Source organism: Tenacibaculum agarivorans (assembly GCF_001936575.1).
GTDB classification, from domain to species: Bacteria; Bacteroidota; Bacteroidia; order Flavobacteriales; family Flavobacteriaceae; genus Polaribacter; species Polaribacter agarivorans.
On sequence record NZ_MSMP01000002.1, the window covers coordinates 125394 to 142574 of the forward strand.

A 17181-nucleotide genomic window follows, 5' to 3' on the forward strand; every position below is an offset into this window, starting at 1 on the left:
TGTTTTTTTACTTTGGATATAATTTTATTTCTAGCATTACAGCTTCAGCAATTTCAATAGCTTCAGTTATATTTTCAATATTCACTTCTAATAACTGTCCTTGTGCCTGACTTAATCTATCTTTTTGATCTTGGTTTAAATCATTATAATATTCATTATTAACTAGATCTATTGCCGTTTCTATAAAAGCAGCTATTTTACCAGCACTAACCATATAGTCTGATAGCATTTCACTTTCACTCTTTCTCCATTGTCTTGGTTGGTTGTTTTCAATAGCTTCTTTTTCTGTTTTATAAATAGAAGCATTAGTTAAAAATCTTCTATAAATATCTGCATCAGCTCCAGCTACACCATGCCTTCCACATTGATGGGCTCTTCTTATCAAATATTCATAGCGCATTGCATAATCATCAGAGTACATATTATCTCTCATATCAATAAATTATTTAATAGTTTGTTATTTCGGGTATTTCCAAATATAATTATTATGATGCTATTAAAAATTTTAAAAACGATCTTTTTAGGTGTTGTTTTATTGCTTGGGAATTTTCAAGTAATGGCACATACTTTTACTTATAACGATTTATCTGAGCATAGAAGATGTGAAGATATAAATCACCTAAATATACCACCACAAATATTACCTGTAAACTGGATGGTAGTTCGAGATCAATTTACAGGTAACGGAGGTCACTGTAATACGCTAGCAATGACATTTTTTCTTACGAGAATTATTTTATTTTTATCTGGTATAGGGATCTTCTTATTATCAAAAAAGAATAAATATACGATAGCTTGCTTTATTATTTTTCTCATAGGTTTTAGTTTTCTTACCTATACAGAGCTAGGTATAAAAGATAATTTTATTATTCGTTCAGTGTATCATAATTAATGAAAAAAATTAAACTAGCTCTTGTTTCATTGTTGAGTGTTATTACTTTATTATTTGTGCCTAGCACATTTGCTCATAAATTTTATCCCAATATTGTACATCACTTTAATCGTTGTACTATTACAGCTTCGCAAACGTATCCTTTGTATGTTTTTCCTATGAACTGGAAATCTGCATTTAAAACTACTTATGATGATTATTCATGTTTTGGTGTTGCCTCTATGTTTGTTATAATACGAATATTATTAGTTTTACCTCTTATTGCACTGGTTCTCTTCAATAAGAAGAATAAACGTATATTAATCTTATTTTCAATATTTACTGTAGCCTTTTTATTTATGGCTTATATGCAATATGGGCAAAAATATTATCATAGTTCTTTAAAAGAATGGATTTATTATGATAGAATCCTATATAACCCAGACCATAATACAACGCTCCTAGAATATCAAGATTTGGGACATTAATAAATGGGGCGTAAGTGTAGATATCCTGAAACGTTCATTAATGTTTTTGTGCTTTTATTAGATAAATCTACCTCATATAAAGTGTTATTATGGTTGTAATAATATTTGTTGTTTTCAGGGTGTAAAAACGTTCTTCCAGTAGTGGAATTAGGAATGTCAATATTTAGATCAGTAGTATTTCCATTAGTGATATCTAGTTCAACTATTTTATCATTTTTGATACAGTAATAGGTGTCATCTTGCGAGCTATATACTAACCCTTTACTTTTATCTAGACTATCAATAGTGTATAGTACTTCATGTAGAATCTCACCCGTTTTATAATTCAATGTAACAATATGACTTGAATTATAATAAGTATATGATGTGTTATTAAGATTAATAGTACTACCAAAACCAATATTTACGTCTGATGTAGGCAAGCCACTCTTTAGAATTGAAAAATTTCCATCCTCTAAGTTTATACTAATAAAGTCATTGTCTTTTATTGCTACGACTGTATTGTTTTCAGTGTATGTTAATAATTTCAAATCTTTATTTTGTAGGTTAGTGACGTTGATATTTGTAATATTATCTTCAGGTAATGAATATATTCTAATTCTATTTTCATTTTGATTTTTTAGTATATATGAAAATGTTTTAGGGTTAAAAACACCATCTTCCATGGTTAAAGGATCTGCATTGAATGGTGTGTTGTGATTTGTATTGGATGTTCCATCAAAATATAATTCTACAACTTTTTGTTGAGCAGGGTTGTAAGCTACTATACCAGGCTTTTTCTTAAGTGAAATAGTAGCTTCTTTTATTTTTAATTCAGGAGGATGAACTTGTCCTTTGTTTTGGTAGATTAGAAAAGGTATTTCAGAATAATTTTTCAGATTATTAAAAGCAATTTTATAACGTCTTTTTTCACGACCCCATTTAGTTAAATCTTCTAATTCCTCACATTCAAAATAATCCAGTAAAACATTCATTTGCGTAGGTATAAATTTACCTTCGATAGTTATATACAGAGAATCTAGTAAATCATGACTAGTAATTTCTTGATTAATATCTGAATCATTTTCAAAATTATTGGTGCTTGTAATAATTTGATTAATTTCTATATCATCTATAAATGGAAACATTCCAAATTCATTAGGATATATTTTCTTAATAAGCTCTCTCTCAAATGAACCTATTTCTCTGGTAACTCCTTTATGAATTTCAGGACTCATTAAATCACTAAATCCATCAGAATGCCTTAACCCCAAAGAATGACCTATTTCATGTAAAATAGTTGTTTCCAAATCATCCTTTGAAACAAATTCATTATCTTTTTTATAATTCCATTCAATTACTTCTGGAGTATTTTTTGTTTCATCATCTTTAATGATCCTTATATATTTCCAAAATTCTGGTTCCAAAATTCCTTGTTGAATAGCCTCTTGTGCTAGAGTATTACGATTATCAATTCTTTGGCTTTGTATAGCAGGATATCTATTAGATAAAGGCTTAAAGGTTTGTCCAAGCATTTTTGTATTACAGCTCGATTGGTTTATCCCACAATCACTAGAACTCATACCAAGAATTTCACTATAACACTTAAAAGTTTGACAGTACTGTTCTGGTAATAAACCAGCATTCTCTAGGAAGAAACTTAGGTCTGTAAATTTTAAAATAATGTCACTATTTAGGTTATTTTCTTGATATTGAAAATTGAATTTATTTCCGTCTTTTAAATAAAAAGTTTCTTGCCCCCATTTCGAAAAAGCAGAATGGGTTGCACTTTCAAAATCTTCTTTAGTTATATTATTAGGTAAATTATCAAAGACAATAGAGTATGTTACATTAGAAGAATCTCTAAAATTGAAAAAATTTTGTTTTTGATCTACATCAATTGTACTAGGGGTATTATCAGTATTAGTTTCTATTTCATCATCATTTTTACAAGATAGTACAGCGATTAAAAAAGTTAGGAGTATTACAGTAGTTTTTTTCATTTTCTTTTAGTATTTCGGGGTTCACAAAGTTTTAGTAAATTTAATCAAATAAATAATAAAAAGCCTTTCATAGGAAAGACTTTTACTGCTTCATTTCAAAACTGTTACCCTAACAAATTACTACGAATCATTAAGGCAAATCAGATGTGTAATATTGAACTACATTATTGAGCGCTATGCTTAATTTTTTAGCTTCTAAATTTAAACTCTGACTAATACTTTCTCTGCCACTAGATGCTGCTAAATCAGAAGCAAATTCTAATACTCTTATTTCTGTAGTTATAAATGAAAAAAAGCGTGGGAAATCTTGTGAAAAATAGGCTTCGGCTACTTCTAAATTCTCTGATACTTCCATAAAATATTGTTTTTTAATTCACAATACTTGTAGCCTATAATTTTAAAAAGCTGTAAATTATTTTGATTATTGGGGCTTATCAAATTGACAGATTATCAGGTGTTTGTCAGTAATATTGTTTATTAAATATGCTTTTTTGTTAGTAAATTCTAGTTTTTTTATGGATATCCTTTTTGAAATGACAAACTGTCATTTTTGAATTTTAACATTTCTTTTGGCATGAAGGTTGACAATTTTTTGTAAAGAAAAAAGTCTTAACCTCTCACCGATAAGACTTTTTGATTTTGTAAGGTGGCTTTCAAAAAAGAAAAAGGGTAAGCCACTTTTTTCATGTTTTGTGATTGCAAATCTACATTTTTTTTGTTTTTACAAAAACTTTCATCCCTTTTTCTCGGTTTAAACTACTCCAACACCGATTTTTAAGCTGGGGTAAACAAATATTTTACATAATTAATGTCGTACAAAAACAAAAAAGAGCAAGTTTGGGGCAAAGGAAAGAAAGTCAGAGGTAAAGATCCAAATCTTTACAGAAGAGACGATTTAGGAAATGAAATTTATTATCATTCTTATGGTAAAAATACTCCGATGGGTTGGGAAATAGATCATTCTAAGCCTCAATCTAAAGGTGGAACAGATCATTTAAATAATTTGAGACCATTACAAACTGAGGAGAATCGTAAAAAAGGTAATAAATATTAGTAGGTTATGGCGAAAGATTATGAATCGTTAATTAGAAAAGTTAAAAACAGAACTAATCCTGATATTGTGAATGAATCTGTTTTATTAGAGAAATCATTTAGAGATGAATTAGGAAGAACTACCGTTAAGGCTAATGAATATGTAAAAAGAGCTATGAGGGGTGTTGAGCCTAGATACACAGAAAGGACTTTTGAAGCGGGTAAAAAAGTAAGAGAACATTTAAAAAAGAATAATTCTAGTTTAGATTTTGAGTTTCAAGGCTCAGTAATGACCAATACTCATATTAAAGGTCATAGTGATATTGATCTGGTGCAAATAACCAATAGGTTTTATTTTCATGAGGGAAGACAGAACTTTCAAAAAGCTAAAGAATCTTTTGAGTATTCCTATACAGAAAAAGAAAGATTATCTGTTATTGCAGAAGGAACTAGTTTTGAAGGAGATGATAAGATGACTTTAAGAGAGGTTAGAATTGATGCTGAAAATGTTTTAAACAGAGAGTATAAATATGTTGATACTACCAAAGGTAAATCTATTGAAGTTAAACCTACAAACCCATCTAGAAAAGTAGATGTAGTAACTGCTTCTTGGTATAAAAATGTAAAAGCAGTAGCAAAAGCAGATAAAGAAGAAAGAGGAATTAAAATTTATGATAAAAATGATCATAAAATTTTACCTGAGGATTTTCCTTTTAGAAAGATAAAACTTGTTAATCAAAAAGACTCTGGAGTTAATGGTCGTTTGAAAAAAATGATCAGATTCCTAAAAAATGTTAAGGTTGATTCAGATTATAAGATTGATCTTACTAGTTTTGATATAACTTCTATATCCTATAATATTCCCACTTATAAATATTCTGATAAAAGTTATTTAGAATTAGTTCATGTGATTTACGAAGAGATGTATAAGATTTATTTTGATAAGGTATATAGAGATAGTATTAAATCTGTTGATGATACTGAATATATATTTAGAAATAATCCTGAAAAAGTAGAGCATTTAGGAACTTTATTAACTGAGGTTAATTTAATAAAGAACGATATAATTGGTGCTAGTTTTATTTATTAAAAGATGAGGAAAAGAGTTTTTATAGGTAGTTCTTCAGAGGAACTAGGTACAGCTAAAATAGTCAAAGAAATTTTAGATAGAGATTTTGACGTAGTTATATGGAATGAATCAGTTTGGGATAAATCGGTCTTTAAGTTAAATCAAAATTTCTTAACAGATTTGCTATCAGCTACATTAAAGTTTGATTATGGTATTTTGATTGGTTCTCCTGATGATAAAGTAGAAGTTAGAGGAAAAGAATATCTTCAAGCTAGAGATAACGTCCTTTTTGAATTAGGTCTTTTTATAGGTAGATTAGGAATAGATAAATGCGCTTTTCTCGTTAGTGATGACGTTAAGATACCAACAGATTTCGGGGGAATTAAATTGTCTATGTACAACAAAACAAATCTATTTGATAAGATTAAAGAAATACAAGAATTATTTTTGAAATCCACTCACATAGATTTGAACTTTTTTCCTTCTAGTGTACTTGCCTCAACATATTTCGAAAACTTCATTAAATATGTTAATGAATACTATATTAATAATGGAGGGTTTACTTATGAAGGTAAAAAGTATGATGATTGTGTTTTTAAAATAATGATCCCCGAAACTTTATCTGATAATTTGAATTTACAGTTTCAAAAAGAACAAAACAGAATAGGTGTTGAAAAAATCTCATTTGGTTCAACTAATAGACCGAGAAATATTGGTGTAGATATTTCCATAACAGATGAAAATAAATTGATATTAATTGATTTTCCAACGACTCTATCAGGAATAAATCATGCTATTTCGTATTTATTACCCAAAGAATATAGGGAGCACTCTCAAGATTATAAAATTATCTTAGAGAGAGAATTAAATAAGTTTATTGAATCTCTTGAAATTATTTTCCAGAGAAATAACTGTAATGATTTTATTGTTATTGAAAGGTTTTGATAAAGATTCTGATACTATAATAAAATAGAGAAGTTAAACAATTGCTATCAAATGAATTTGATAGCAATTGTTTTTAATTTACTTTTTCGATAATGGGTAATCAAAAGTAAAAGATGATGGTTGGGGCTGACATTGTTTGGTTGGAGGTATAATATTTACATGTTGTTTTTTCATAATCTCATTTACACTGTAAAGAAGACTCCTTTTAGCTCCTCCTTGTTTATCCGATCCATCCCTGTGAAGATTTTCAGTAGCTAATCTGTTTCCTATTTTGTATTCGATATAAGTATGCTTATACTTTCCTGTTTCATCAAAAGCTATTGATATTTCTGCTCTAACCCCTTTTGTATAATCACTCAAATAAGATTCCTGTAAACGCTTAGCTTCTTTTATAAAAGCTGGTTGTTTACTAATTATATTCTTTAAGTAAGTATTGATCTCTTTAGTATCGGGAGAATTATTTACCAGTAATGTAGCTTTTTCGTTGTTTTTATCACAATTTAAACGAGTATACCAAGTATTAATAGGATTTATAAGGTAGGTTTTACCACCAGAAATAACTGCTCTTAAATCCTGTAAGAAAAAGAAATATTGATTGCTTTCTTTCAATACTTTAAATTGCTGTGCTTCGTTCTGTGGAACTTGAACAGTATAGGTTTTATTTACATAAGGTTTTAGAACATTATTTTCGTTTTTAAATCGAACAACAATAGTGAATTCTTGTTTCTCAGCATTATATTTCAAGTCTTTAATGTAATTTCGATTGTCTGAATATTTAGCTAACATAGGAGGATATCTTTTGATAAACTCATTGCTTCCTTTTCTTTTTTTTACTTTACTTTTTTGACTAGCACAAGCTTTTAAAGCTTTATCAAAAGGGATTTCTATTTTTGCTATACGTTGATCTATTTCTTTTGTAGCTTCCTTCTCAAGAGCTTCGTACTTATTCTTTCTAGCTTTGTATTGTGTTTTGGTTTCAAACTCTGTTTTCGGCTTCATCAATTCACGATGCTCAGGAATGAAAGTTTTTAATATTTTACTTTTTTTACCCCAACGAACTAAGTATCTACTTACTATTTTATTTTTCTGTTGCTCATCTTCAATAAGTCGAATTAATTTCGAATATGATTTTTTAGTTACTGATTTATATAATTCTATTTCCTTAAGAATTTTAGGATTGGTACTAGTGAGATAATTTAAGCGAATTAAACTATCTGTTTCATTTTGTAATTTTTCTAACTTTTTAGCTAGCTTATTACGTCCTAAATATTTGTATTCCTTATTAAAATATAGATATTTCTTTGCAGCCATACTAAAATATCTATTGGCACGATCTGGTTTATTTTCTCTAAGTAAGTAATATCCTATATTAAGATATTCATTATAATGTAAATCGTTTTTCCTTGCTTTACTCATTAAGTCTAATGCTTTACTTGAACTTAACGTAGTAGTTTGTTTCTGTGCTGTTATTGGAGTTATAACAATAAGTGCTAAGAGTAATCCCCAAAATAAATGTTTCATAAGATGAAGTTTTATTGCTTTTTGGGATTCTTAAAAGCGTATTAAAAATAGATTAAATTGAAAATTAAAATAACAAAGAAGGTGTGAATCCCAACTAAATCAGCTAGTTCAGGTACTTCGCCTAAAGAAACCCAAGAGGACTGAAAATAGTTATAGGGAAAACACACCCAAATAGATGTATAGCCCTACTATTATCTTCCTCTTATTATATTGAACTTTGGCGAAGTTTTGAACTAGAGAATGAATAGTAACACGTTAATTGTTACGTTTATATGTCGTTTGTTTTATATTCTTATAAAATCAGATATTTATTTTTCAATGAAATTCAAAGATATATTTTTTTCATTAGGGAATGAAACATAAAAAAGCAAAACCCCGTTCAGATGAACGAGGTTTCTAAATTGAGAAGTGGCGAAGTACCTGAACTATAACTCAAAGGTTATTAATTGCTTCTCAATCTGTTTCTTTCTCTCCTCTAAGGTGTTCCTAAGGAAATTAGTTACCATGTGGATAAGGTTTGTGTTTGTAGTCATAAAAGAAAGTTTTTGTGAATCTACGATCTCGAAACTTGCAGAATCAGATTGATTGTACTTGAATTTATTCAGTTCTGAAAGTGTACTTGTTAAACGTTCTCTTTGATGTGCTAAACCTTTCATTTGTTCAAATTTCAACATACGATCATCTAAGTTTACCACTGGTTTTGGTGGTTCAGGAGTGTTTGTAATTTCGTCTTTAGTAATTGGACTTGTTGGCTCTCCTATAGCTTCTTTTGCTAATTTTTTTTGAACAGTTTTCTTTGTTGAAGTAGTCTTTTTTGCTGTTCCATTTTGTTTTACTGTAGCTGTTGCCATGATTCTAAAATTTTTAAATTAAACATTATTCTTTGTGATGATGCCTGTTATATAGAGTGGTATCAAACACATGCGAAACACAGTTGCTAGCGGATGAAAATAGACAAGTCTTGGGCGGCTATTTTTCGGAGAAAAATGTTCGACAACATGAAATGCTTGGACTTGTAAGAGGTGGAGGGAGGCAACTATCTTGCGTGTGTTTGTATCCATTCATAACAGGTGTTAAACAAATTGTTTCATTGAAAATATAATGATGGTAAAAGCTTCTCCAATAATGAATAGTAAAAAGAGACTTACAAGAAGTCTCTTTAGAAATAAAAAAGAAGTTTAGAACTAAATATCAAGTCCTAATTCACAAGTTAATTGATAAGCTACTTGCTCAAAAGCAAACCAAGCAAGGTAGTTTTTGATTTGATGTGGAATATTTAATGGAGTTCCTGTAGCTTCTTCAAACTCAGATTTAAGTTCAATGATTTCTTCGTAGTAAGTGTCAAAAAATGCTTCGGTATCTGCATAATATGTTAGTGACGGAATCATTCCAGAAATACAACCATGTTCGGCTAAATGTGCAAAGAAACCTTTAGTGTCATTGTAGCCACTAGATAAAGCTTCATTGATAACAAAAGCTTTGATAGTTTGAGGATTGTTTTCTGCAATTTCCTGTAATCTTTGAACTAAACTGTTTGGATTTGATGTACTCATGATAATAAGAATTTAAGTTAAATACATCAGGCGTTACATTATGAAAGGAGACAAAAATCAAGGAGGAATGACAGGCAAGTCCTTGATTTTTGATAGACTGGAATAATAGCTTTGGATGTATTTACAGATTCTTTGAAATGAGTGAATTAAACAGTTAGTTTAATAAGATGAAATTTCTTCCGAAAAATATCTGAAAGTACTGCGGTTAGTAATGTTTTTTATATATTTGAAGGAGCTATGATGTATCAGAATACATACCGTAATTTTTTGTTTTTTGGAGGTATACCACCAAAAAAATGCAACCGTTTAAAAAAAATTGACGATAACTATACCTATGATGCTTTAAACCGAATTACACAAGCAATTGATAATACAGGGAAATATGATTTACAAAGTGTATTGTATGATAAAAACGGAAATATTACTCAATTGATAAGAAATGGGCACACTAATGCTTCTGCCACTTCATTTTTTGTAATGGACTATTTAACTTATACTTATGATGATGGAAACAAGTTGAATAAAGTAGTAGATATTGCAAATAAAACCTTTGGGTTTAAAGATGGCAATAGTTCAGGTAATGATTATAGTTACGATGCCAATGGAAATATGACCGTTGACAGAAACAAAGGAATTACAGGTATTACCTACAATCACTTAAACTTACCGACTAGAGTAACTATAAATGGTAAAAATATTGATTATACCTATGATGCTACTGGAATGAAATTAAGTAAGACTGTAGAAAATATAACTACTGATTATGCAAGTGGGTATATCTATGAAAATAATGAATTACAGTTCTTTAATCATGCAGAAGGATACATAAGTCCTGAACTTGTTTCAGGATCCCTAAAGTTTGATTACGTATACCAATACAAAGACCATTTGGGTAACGTTCGACTCTCGTACACTGACGCTAATAACGATGGGCAAATAGTACAGAGTGAAATTATAGAAGAATCCAATTATTATCCTTTTGGACTTAAACATAAAGGCTATAATGACGTAGTTCAGCCGCATGGAAACTCTACAGCTCAGAAGTTTGGGTTTGGAGGAAAGGAACTTAATGAAGAACTTGGACTTGAATGGCATGATTTTGATGCTAGAAATTATGATGCTTCTTTAGGGAGGTGGATGAACCTTGATCCACTTGCGGAACAAATGAGAAGACACTCACCATATAATTACGCATTTAATAATCCTATTTATTACATTGATCCTGATGGCATGTCACCGCAAGATATTATTCTGGACTCTAAGATGTCTAAAACAGAGAGAAAAACTATTTTAGCAGATTTACAAAAACTTACAGATGATAAACTAACAATGGATGGTAATAAAGTTATTATTGCTAAAAAAAATAAAGGAAAAAAAGAAAACGGAACAGGTCTAATTAGAGATTTAATTGGTCATGATAAAACTGTTACTATAAAAGTTAGTAATACAGATCAAGGAGCACACGAAGAAGCTGTTAATGAATCAGATTCTACGAATGGAACAGGTTCAGATAGTATAGTTACTATAGGCTCTTTTAGTATGGCAGATGATTTAAAAACCGAACAGTATAAGCTATATGATGGTATTCTTATGCCCTTAGTAGAAGATCAGAATACAGGTCAATCTGTTAATGAGGAAATGCCTAACGAAATTGCTTTAGGACACGAGTTAGCACATTCTCTAGCTACTCTAGATGGTGCTTCTGTTTCACTAGACAAGACAGCTATGTATCGATATAGAGGAAAAGATGGCAAGTTTAAAACAGAATGGGCAAGAACTGAAGAACTTTATACAACAGGTATTTATAGTAGACCTTCAACATCAAAGCGTAGTAAATACTATTCAGAAAATGACCTAAGAAAAGATAGAGGAATGAATAAAAGAATTAAATACTAGATTATGAAATTAATAAATGTTTTTGTGGCACTATTATTATGTTCATTTATAAGTTGTAAAAGTGAAAAGACAAATAGGGTTTTTTATGCAAATTATGGTTGCGCTCATGTTTTTGAGTTTTCGGAAGATGGATATGGAACTTTAAAGGTAGGGGAATATGAAATCGATCTAGATGATGCAGGTAGTAATATTTATAATGTTAAATTGGAAAGAGAATTTCGAATTATTGATTCCGATTTAAGTAGATTAAATGAAATTTTAAAAAAAATAGAAAAAGAAAAAACAAATTTAAATAAAATAAAAAAGAAAGATGCTTGGTGTTTTGGTATAAACTTAAAAGGTAAACCTAAGGTCAGAACTTATGGAAATATGGTTGATTCTTATAATGAGATATTAAGAATTCTGCTTAAGAATGCTAAAGGTAAACCTAGTTTTGATTGCGCAGATTACTAGATATTAAAAAGAAATATTTGAAGTGCGAATATTCTTTATTCGTAAAACCTTTTCAAATTATTGTTTTAAAAAACTGCTCGAGAAATCGGGCATGGCACTCTCTACTTGAAACCGCGACAAAACGGTTCCAATATTGGGAATAGCCTATAAAATAACAGTTTATAAAAATCAGAACATAAAAAGGGATATTCAAAACACGAATATTCCCTTTTTGTGTTTAGTAAAGGATTTTGCTACTCTAATAAGAATATATAGGTCATTACGATTGAGGAACGAAAGAAGTAATCTGTAAATAGATTGGTAGATTACTTCATTTCACTACGTTTCATTCGCAATGACTACTTTTTCTTTGCTATTAAGAATTACAAGATATAGCAGAATCACAATCATTAAATTGCTGATTGATAATAATTCTCTGTTGTCTAGCTTCTAAAATTTGTTCCTTGAATCTATCTTTATCAGGGATTTTTCCTTGGGTAATTTCCATGGGCGTATATCCATATAGTTCTGTAGGATATCTTTCATAATTATAATACTGAACAAATCGCTCTAAAGATTGTAAATGTGTTTGGGTATTTAAAGACAGTTTCCCATTCATAAATTCTGTTTTATAAATACTATGTGTACTCTCTGACATGGAATTAGAAAAAGGAAAATCTTTCGTTTGAGCAGTAATTTTGGTGACTGTTGGTGGAGCTTGTATATTCTGAATCCAAGTTAACAGTTCTCCTTTATTTTCACTTCCCCCATCAGACAAAATATTAATGGGACTTACAGTGTTCAATAATTGATACTTATCAAAGGTTTCTTGAAAAAGGTTTCTGATAAATTCACTACCTGCTTTTCCATCAGTAGAACTGTAGTGTAAAATAGTTTTAGAAAAATTATCTTTTATAAAAGCTACTTTTTGTATTCCATTTTCTTGAGTATGCACATTGGTAATATCTATATGTAACCATTCAAAAATACGAGAAGCTCTGAATCCTTTTTTCGATTTGTTTTTAAAACGTTTGGGCTTTTTGTATCCTAAAGCTGCTGCATATTTAAAAAAGGTAGATTTACCACAAGTAACCATATTATTGATAATTGCATGATAATACAAAGTGGTTTTCGTTTTTCCAAAATGATCTGGATTCGTAACCAAATTTTCAATAGCTACAACTTCTTTAATTGTTAACTGATTTGGGTGTTGTTTGTAGCATTTCTGAAACGGACTTAACCCACAAATCAATTTTCTTTTTTGGGTGTAATACCAATCTTTAGAAACACCATAATATTTACAGGCAGTTATAATAGATATTTTAGATAGTGAAGCTAAATGTTCAATCGAACTTACTATTTTAGAAGCATGTAATTGTAATAGTTTTTTATTATGAGCAAGTTCACCTAACATATTCAAATATCCTTTTCTAGTTTCTGCTAAAAATCGAAGTGATTTGAATAAGAATTTAGAAGCAAATACATCTTTTATAGCATCAAACTGTTCTATGTAATCACTAGTCCAATCGTTGCCATAATAATTTTTATGAGCAAATTGTTTCCAATTGTATCGAGTAGTTTTTGGTATTTGTGCAATTTGATTTTTATCTAGCATTCCACTAGTATATAAAATGATCACCAAAGGATGATAATTTCTTTTGTACATTTTTTCATAGCGTTTTGAGCCTGCGAATGTAAACGTTATTTTTTTAATTTTTTACTTGTTTTTATTACGGTAATCGGGTGGTAGTAATTTCTAATTGAGAACGTATAATAGATAATTAAATTCTTATCGAATTAAATTAGCATATCTTTTCTGTTGTGAATAAATTATTGTTATTTTTAGTAACTATTAACCTTTAAATTTAGAAATATGTTAAAAAAAGTAAGTCAATTAGGAAAATCGTTAGATAAAAAAGAACAACAATCTATAAATGGAGGTTTACGTTTTCCTATAGGTTGTGTAACAAGGCGAGATTGTTACTTTGTAGATTTTGCCTCAAGATGTGTTAACAGAATATGTGTTTTTCTTTAAATACAATACACTAATAAATTAGACTTATCGCACGTTTGCATTATAGTCGGTAAGTAAACACTAAACTAAAAACCATGCTATTGTATAATAGTGTGGTTTTTGTATTCTTATAAATAGTATCAATTAAAACTAGTTAGCTATATTTAAAATGTAGCAAGGTTTGCTTATATTTGTAGCAAATGAGAAATATAGCAAAAAATATCCGTCATTTACGTATGCTTAAAAAGCGTACTCAAGAACAATTTGCTGAGGAATTATCGATAACGAGATCAAGAGTATCTTCATATGAAGAAGGACGTTCTGAGCCACCGATTGAAACATTGATTAGCTTTTCCGATTATTTTAAGTTACCGATAGACATTTTGGTGAAAAACGATTTAACCTATGCTACAGATACTTCATTTATTGAAATAGGAAATCAAAGAGTACTATTTCCAATTGCTGTAGATAGTAGTAATGATAATATGATTGAAGTTGTGCCTACAGAAGCTTCAGCAGGATATTTATTAGGCTATGACGATCCAGAGTATATTGAGCAATTACAAAAAATAAAACTTCCATTTTTGCCCACAGGGAAACACAGAGCTTTTCCTATTAAAGGAGATTCCATGCACCCTATGAAAGATGGTTCGTATGTGGTAGCAAGCTTTGTTGAAGATGTGAAGGATGTTAAAAATGGAACTTCGTATATCATTGTAACCAAAAATGATGGAATGACCTACAAGCGGGTATATAATAAAATAGAAGAGGAGAATTCTTTAGTATTGGTACCCGATAATAAGAATTATGACTCTTATACTGTACCATTATCGGAAGTAATAGAACTTTGGGAGTTTACCTGTAGTATTAACACTCAGGAGTATGATGAAAAAGAGTTGAAAATTAGCAGTATTGCAAATATGTTAACTCAGTTAGGGGTTGAATTAAAGTCATTAGCAAAGCTAGAATAGTGAAATACGCTATAGTAGACATAGAAACTGATGGAGGGATTAAAATTACTGAGATTAGTATTTTTATTTTTGATGGCGAACAAGTTGTTGATGAATTTACTACATTGATTAATCCTACTACATATATACCTGCAAATATTACTCGACTTACAGGGATTACCAATACAATGGTTAAAAATGCACCTAAGTTTGAGCAAGTGGCTAAAAAAATACATGAGGTTACTGAGAATTGTATTTTTGTGGCGCATAATGTAAATTTTGACTATGGAATTATAGGAAAAGAATTTAATTCCTTAGGTTTTTCTTTCAAGAGAAAGAAGTTGTGTACAGTTCGTTTATCAAGAAAGTTACTGCCAGGAAAACGCTCGTATAGTTTAGGAAAATTGTGTGTTTCAGAAGGAATAACACTTACTGACAGGCATCGTGCTAGAGGAGATGCAGAGGCCACGGTTATTTTATTTAAAAAATTATTAGCAAAAGATAAAGAAGATGATTTTAAAATAATCAACTCCTTTTTAAATCCAAGATCAAAAGAAGCAACTTTACCACCGCTTTTACCTAAGGAAGTATATACTAATTTGTCACAAAAACATGGTGTATATTACTTTTGGAATGAAGATAAACAGGTGATTTATGTAGGTAAAGCCAATAATATTAAGCAAAGAGTATTAAGTCATTTTCACGATAAGAAAAAGAAAGAAATTACTATGTGTATGGCCACTGCTAATATTACCTATACAGAAACAGGAAGTGAGCTATTGGCACTTTTATTAGAATCTGCCGAGATTAAACGATTATTTCCTAAATTTAATAGAGCTCAGAGAAGAATACAACATAGTTTTGCTTTGTTTAGTTACGTAGATCGAAAAGGAATTATGCATTTGGCTTGGAATAATCTAAAACATGTACAGCAACCCATTAGAAAGTTTTATACAATTACAGAAGCTAGAAAGTTTGTGGAGGAACTATGTCAAACTTTTGAATTATGTCCTAAATATTGCAATTTACAAACGAATGTTAGCAGTTGTTTTCATTATCAAATAAAAGATTGTAAAGGAATTTGTAAAGAAGAAGAAGCTATAGAAACGTATAATAAACGTGTAGAGTTGGCTGTACAATCATTACGTTTTGATCGAAAGAATTTTGTAGTCTTAGAAAGTGGAAGAAGTGAAAAAGAGTTAGGTTTTGCTTTGGTTCTAGATAATATTTATAAAGGTTATGGCTATGTACAAAAGCAGGAAAGTGAATATACTCCAGAAGATTATTTAGAAGCTGTAGAACATCAGAAGGATAATCAGGATGTGCGAAAAATTCTTCAAGGATATCTTAAAAAACATCCAGATAGTATTGTACAGCTAGATCCAACATTTAAAGTTGAACGTGATACTACAAGTCCAATATTGAAAATGGAATTCTAAATAATCAGATAAAAAAACAAGGAAAATCGAATATTAAAATTGATTTCCCTTGCAAATCCCCATAAGTAACTAGTACTATATTTAGTCTAGTAATACCATTCGCTGATAATGTTCAGAACTTGTTATAATATAATTTGTTGTATTATTTTTTTCTATAATTTTTCCATTACCTCTCATTAATACTAAAGTAAGATTAGCTTGATTTGGAAATTTAGAAAGTGCATGCGCTGGTACATCTATATGTCCACTATCAATTGGATCAAAAATGATAGTTTTACTTTGATAGCCCATGTTTAAACTAGCCAACTCTTCCGTATTCATATCTCTTCTAGAGCCATCCCATAAAACCAATAAAGCCACACCATTTTTATTATTTTCATCAATATTGTATTGAACTGATAGATTATTCTTTTGAGATTCATAGGTTTGGAGTGATGAGTTATAGTTTCCTATTTGCTGAATGTTGATTTGTTTAGGAACATACATTTTCTCGTGAATTTGGTATTGATTAGTTTCAATAGTAAAATCACGTTCTTTACCATAATTATCATGAATAATTTGTGTAATAGCTTGTTGTACTTGTTGCTTAGATGCAACTCCTGTTTTATTCGATAACGAAGGAAGAATAACAGGAGCCATAATTTTATGATCTTTTTCAAGACGAATAGTTCCAAAAGACGCTTTATTAATAGCGTTAAGATCAGTCAAATCTTTAGTAATCCCATAAGAACTCAAGTAGTTCTCTGGAGTATTAGACATACCATATTTTGTAATTTTATTTCGTAGTGTAAAATCTTGTAACCCTTTAAATTCATTACTGTAGATTCCTAAACTATTTCCTTCAAAACTTTTGGTTTTTGATAATTCCATTACAACAACTTTAGCGTTAGTATCAGAAGTGAAACTGGTATCTTCTTGGTCGCAGCTTTGTAATGATAATAGACATCCTACAGCAAATAGTGTAAGTATTTTATATGTTTTCATGTGTT

At 29.7% G+C, this 17181-nt stretch carries 18 protein-coding genes; 10 read left to right on the forward strand and 8 right to left on the reverse strand.

Annotated elements, in window-relative coordinates:
• Nucleotides 1-7: 7 nt before the first annotated feature.
• A complete protein-coding gene (locus BVC87_RS02220; protein WP_075340719.1) occupies nt 8-433 on the reverse strand; it encodes a hypothetical protein in 426 nt (141 codons plus the stop codon).
• Between the two features lie 54 nt (nt 434-487).
• Here BVC87_RS02220 and BVC87_RS02225 point away from each other — a divergent pair, with 54 nt between their 5' ends.
• Both BVC87_RS02225 and BVC87_RS02230 read left to right on the forward strand, forming a co-directional pair.
• Nucleotides 488-892, forward strand: coding sequence for a hypothetical protein (locus BVC87_RS02225; RefSeq protein ID WP_075340720.1), 405 nt, complete (start codon nt 488-490; stop codon nt 890-892).
• Complete coding sequence (locus BVC87_RS02230; protein ID WP_075340721.1) at nt 892-1359, forward strand: hypothetical protein; 468 nt, start codon at nt 892-894, stop codon at nt 1357-1359. The genes BVC87_RS02225 and BVC87_RS02230 overlap by 1 nt, the downstream gene beginning before the upstream one ends.
• Here the strand turns inward: BVC87_RS02230 and BVC87_RS02235 are convergent.
• Nucleotides 1356-3341, reverse strand: a complete 1986-nt coding sequence (locus BVC87_RS02235) for a matrixin family metalloprotease (protein ID WP_075340722.1) — start codon at nt 3339-3341, stop codon at nt 1356-1358. The two genes, BVC87_RS02230 and BVC87_RS02235, sit on opposite strands and share 4 nt — an antisense overlap.
• A 130-nt stretch (nt 3342-3471) precedes the next feature.
• On the reverse strand, nt 3472-3696 hold the full coding sequence (locus BVC87_RS02240; protein WP_075340723.1) for a hypothetical protein: 225 nt from the start codon (nt 3694-3696) through the stop codon (nt 3472-3474).
• A gap of 453 nt (nt 3697-4149) precedes the next feature.
• Here BVC87_RS02240 and BVC87_RS02245 point away from each other — a divergent pair, with 453 nt between their 5' ends.
• Genes BVC87_RS02245 through cap12 form a run of 3 tightly spaced genes read left to right on the forward strand, consistent with a single transcriptional unit; the run spans nt 4150 to nt 6387 of the window.
• On the forward strand, nt 4150-4395 hold the full coding sequence (locus BVC87_RS02245) for an HNH endonuclease signature motif containing protein (RefSeq protein ID WP_075340724.1): 246 nt from the start codon (nt 4150-4152) through the stop codon (nt 4393-4395).
• Nucleotides 4396-4401: 6 nt separating this feature from the next.
• Nucleotides 4402-5463 carry a nucleotidyltransferase domain-containing protein gene (locus tag BVC87_RS02250; RefSeq protein WP_075340725.1) on the forward strand — a complete coding sequence of 354 codons (1062 nt, stop codon included), beginning with the start codon at nt 4402-4404 and terminating at the stop codon, nt 5461-5463.
• Nucleotides 5464-5466: 3 nt separating this feature from the next.
• Nucleotides 5467-6387 carry a CBASS system CD-NTase-associated NAD(+) hydrolase Cap12 gene (gene cap12, locus BVC87_RS02255; RefSeq protein ID WP_075340726.1) on the forward strand — a complete coding sequence of 307 codons (921 nt, stop codon included), beginning with the start codon at nt 5467-5469 and terminating at the stop codon, nt 6385-6387.
• A 78-nt stretch (nt 6388-6465) separates the two neighbouring features.
• Here the strand turns inward: cap12 and BVC87_RS02260 are convergent, their stop codons facing one another.
• The 3 genes from BVC87_RS02260 to BVC87_RS02275 all read right to left on the reverse strand — a co-directional run bounded on the left by BVC87_RS02260 (nt 6466) and on the right by BVC87_RS02275 (nt 9461).
• Nucleotides 6466-7908, reverse strand: a complete 1443-nt coding sequence (locus BVC87_RS02260; protein ID WP_075340727.1) for a hypothetical protein — start codon at nt 7906-7908, stop codon at nt 6466-6468.
• A 425-nt stretch (nt 7909-8333) separates the two neighbouring features.
• Nucleotides 8334-8759, reverse strand: a complete 426-nt coding sequence (locus BVC87_RS02265) for a hypothetical protein (RefSeq protein WP_075340728.1) — start codon at nt 8757-8759, stop codon at nt 8334-8336.
• Between the two features lie 333 nt (nt 8760-9092).
• Complete coding sequence (locus BVC87_RS02275; protein WP_075340730.1) at nt 9093-9461, reverse strand: DUF7222 domain-containing protein; 369 nt, start codon at nt 9459-9461, stop codon at nt 9093-9095.
• 237 nt (nt 9462-9698) lie between these two features.
• On the opposite strand from BVC87_RS02275, the gene BVC87_RS02280 reads away from it, so the two are divergent.
• Together BVC87_RS02280 and BVC87_RS02285 are read left to right on the forward strand one after the other, a co-directional pair.
• Nucleotides 9699-11357 carry an RHS repeat domain-containing protein gene (locus tag BVC87_RS02280; RefSeq protein WP_083629201.1) on the forward strand — a complete coding sequence of 553 codons (1659 nt, stop codon included), beginning with the start codon at nt 9699-9701 and terminating at the stop codon, nt 11355-11357.
• A 3-nt stretch (nt 11358-11360) separates the two neighbouring features.
• A complete protein-coding gene (locus tag BVC87_RS02285) occupies nt 11361-11810 on the forward strand; it encodes a hypothetical protein (protein WP_075340732.1) in 450 nt (149 codons plus the stop codon).
• Between the two features lie 355 nt (nt 11811-12165).
• Here BVC87_RS02285 and BVC87_RS02290 read toward each other — a convergent pair whose 3' ends face one another.
• Nucleotides 12166-13455, reverse strand: a complete 1290-nt coding sequence (locus BVC87_RS02290; protein WP_075340733.1) for an IS3 family transposase — start codon at nt 13453-13455, stop codon at nt 12166-12168.
• Nucleotides 13456-13662: 207 nt separating this feature from the next.
• On the opposite strand from BVC87_RS02290, the gene BVC87_RS23315 reads away from it, so the two are divergent.
• The 3 genes from BVC87_RS23315 (at nt 13663) to BVC87_RS02300 (ending at nt 16192) form a co-directional block, all read left to right on the forward strand.
• Nucleotides 13663-13824, forward strand: a complete 162-nt coding sequence (locus BVC87_RS23315; RefSeq protein ID WP_159439305.1) for a hypothetical protein — start codon at nt 13663-13665, stop codon at nt 13822-13824.
• Nucleotides 13825-14003: 179 nt separating this feature from the next.
• Complete coding sequence (locus tag BVC87_RS02295; RefSeq protein WP_075340734.1) at nt 14004-14774, forward strand: XRE family transcriptional regulator; 771 nt, start codon at nt 14004-14006, stop codon at nt 14772-14774.
• A complete protein-coding gene (locus BVC87_RS02300) occupies nt 14774-16192 on the forward strand; it encodes an exonuclease domain-containing protein (protein WP_075340735.1) in 1419 nt (472 codons plus the stop codon). The genes BVC87_RS02295 and BVC87_RS02300 overlap by 1 nt, the downstream gene beginning before the upstream one ends.
• 81 nt (nt 16193-16273) lie before the next feature.
• Here BVC87_RS02300 and BVC87_RS02305 read toward each other — a convergent pair whose 3' ends face one another.
• The gene (locus BVC87_RS02305) at nt 16274-17176 is read right to left on the reverse strand and encodes a hypothetical protein (RefSeq protein ID WP_143569695.1); all 903 of its coding nucleotides are present in this window, start codon (nt 17174-17176) and stop codon (nt 16274-16276) included.
• Between the last annotated feature and the right edge of the window lie 5 nt (nt 17177-17181).

Bases quoted from the DNA above. Each gene is read 5' to 3' on its own strand.
- BVC87_RS02220 (WP_075340719.1), bottom strand. From the start codon at position 433: ATGAGAGATAATATGTACTCTGATGATTATGCAATGCGCTATGAATAT.
- BVC87_RS02225 (WP_075340720.1), top strand. From the start codon at position 488: ATGATGCTATTAAAAATTTTAAAAACGATCTTTTTAGGTGTTGTTTTA.
- BVC87_RS02230 (WP_075340721.1), top strand. From the start codon at position 892: ATGAAAAAAATTAAACTAGCTCTTGTTTCATTGTTGAGTGTTATTACT.
- BVC87_RS02235 (WP_075340722.1), bottom strand. From the start codon at position 3,341: ATGAAAAAAACTACTGTAATACTCCTAACTTTTTTAATCGCTGTACTA.
- BVC87_RS02240 (WP_075340723.1), bottom strand. From the start codon at position 3,696: ATGGAAGTATCAGAGAATTTAGAAGTAGCCGAAGCCTATTTTTCACAA.
- BVC87_RS02245 (WP_075340724.1), top strand. From the start codon at position 4,150: ATGTCGTACAAAAACAAAAAAGAGCAAGTTTGGGGCAAAGGAAAGAAA.
- BVC87_RS02250 (WP_075340725.1), top strand. From the start codon at position 4,402: ATGGCGAAAGATTATGAATCGTTAATTAGAAAAGTTAAAAACAGAACT.
- cap12 (WP_075340726.1), top strand. From the start codon at position 5,467: ATGAGGAAAAGAGTTTTTATAGGTAGTTCTTCAGAGGAACTAGGTACA.
- BVC87_RS02260 (WP_075340727.1), bottom strand. From the start codon at position 7,908: ATGAAACATTTATTTTGGGGATTACTCTTAGCACTTATTGTTATAACT.
- BVC87_RS02265 (WP_075340728.1), bottom strand. From the start codon at position 8,759: ATGGCAACAGCTACAGTAAAACAAAATGGAACAGCAAAAAAGACTACT.
- BVC87_RS02275 (WP_075340730.1), bottom strand. From the start codon at position 9,461: ATGAGTACATCAAATCCAAACAGTTTAGTTCAAAGATTACAGGAAATT.
- BVC87_RS02280 (WP_083629201.1), top strand. From the start codon at position 9,699: ATGATGTATCAGAATACATACCGTAATTTTTTGTTTTTTGGAGGTATA.
- BVC87_RS02285 (WP_075340732.1), top strand. From the start codon at position 11,361: ATGAAATTAATAAATGTTTTTGTGGCACTATTATTATGTTCATTTATA.
- BVC87_RS02290 (WP_075340733.1), bottom strand. From the start codon at position 13,455: ATGTACAAAAGAAATTATCATCCTTTGGTGATCATTTTATATACTAGT.
- BVC87_RS23315 (WP_159439305.1), top strand. From the start codon at position 13,663: ATGTTAAAAAAAGTAAGTCAATTAGGAAAATCGTTAGATAAAAAAGAA.
- BVC87_RS02295 (WP_075340734.1), top strand. From the start codon at position 14,004: ATGAGAAATATAGCAAAAAATATCCGTCATTTACGTATGCTTAAAAAG.
- BVC87_RS02305 (WP_143569695.1), bottom strand. From the start codon at position 17,176: ATGAAAACATATAAAATACTTACACTATTTGCTGTAGGATGTCTATTA.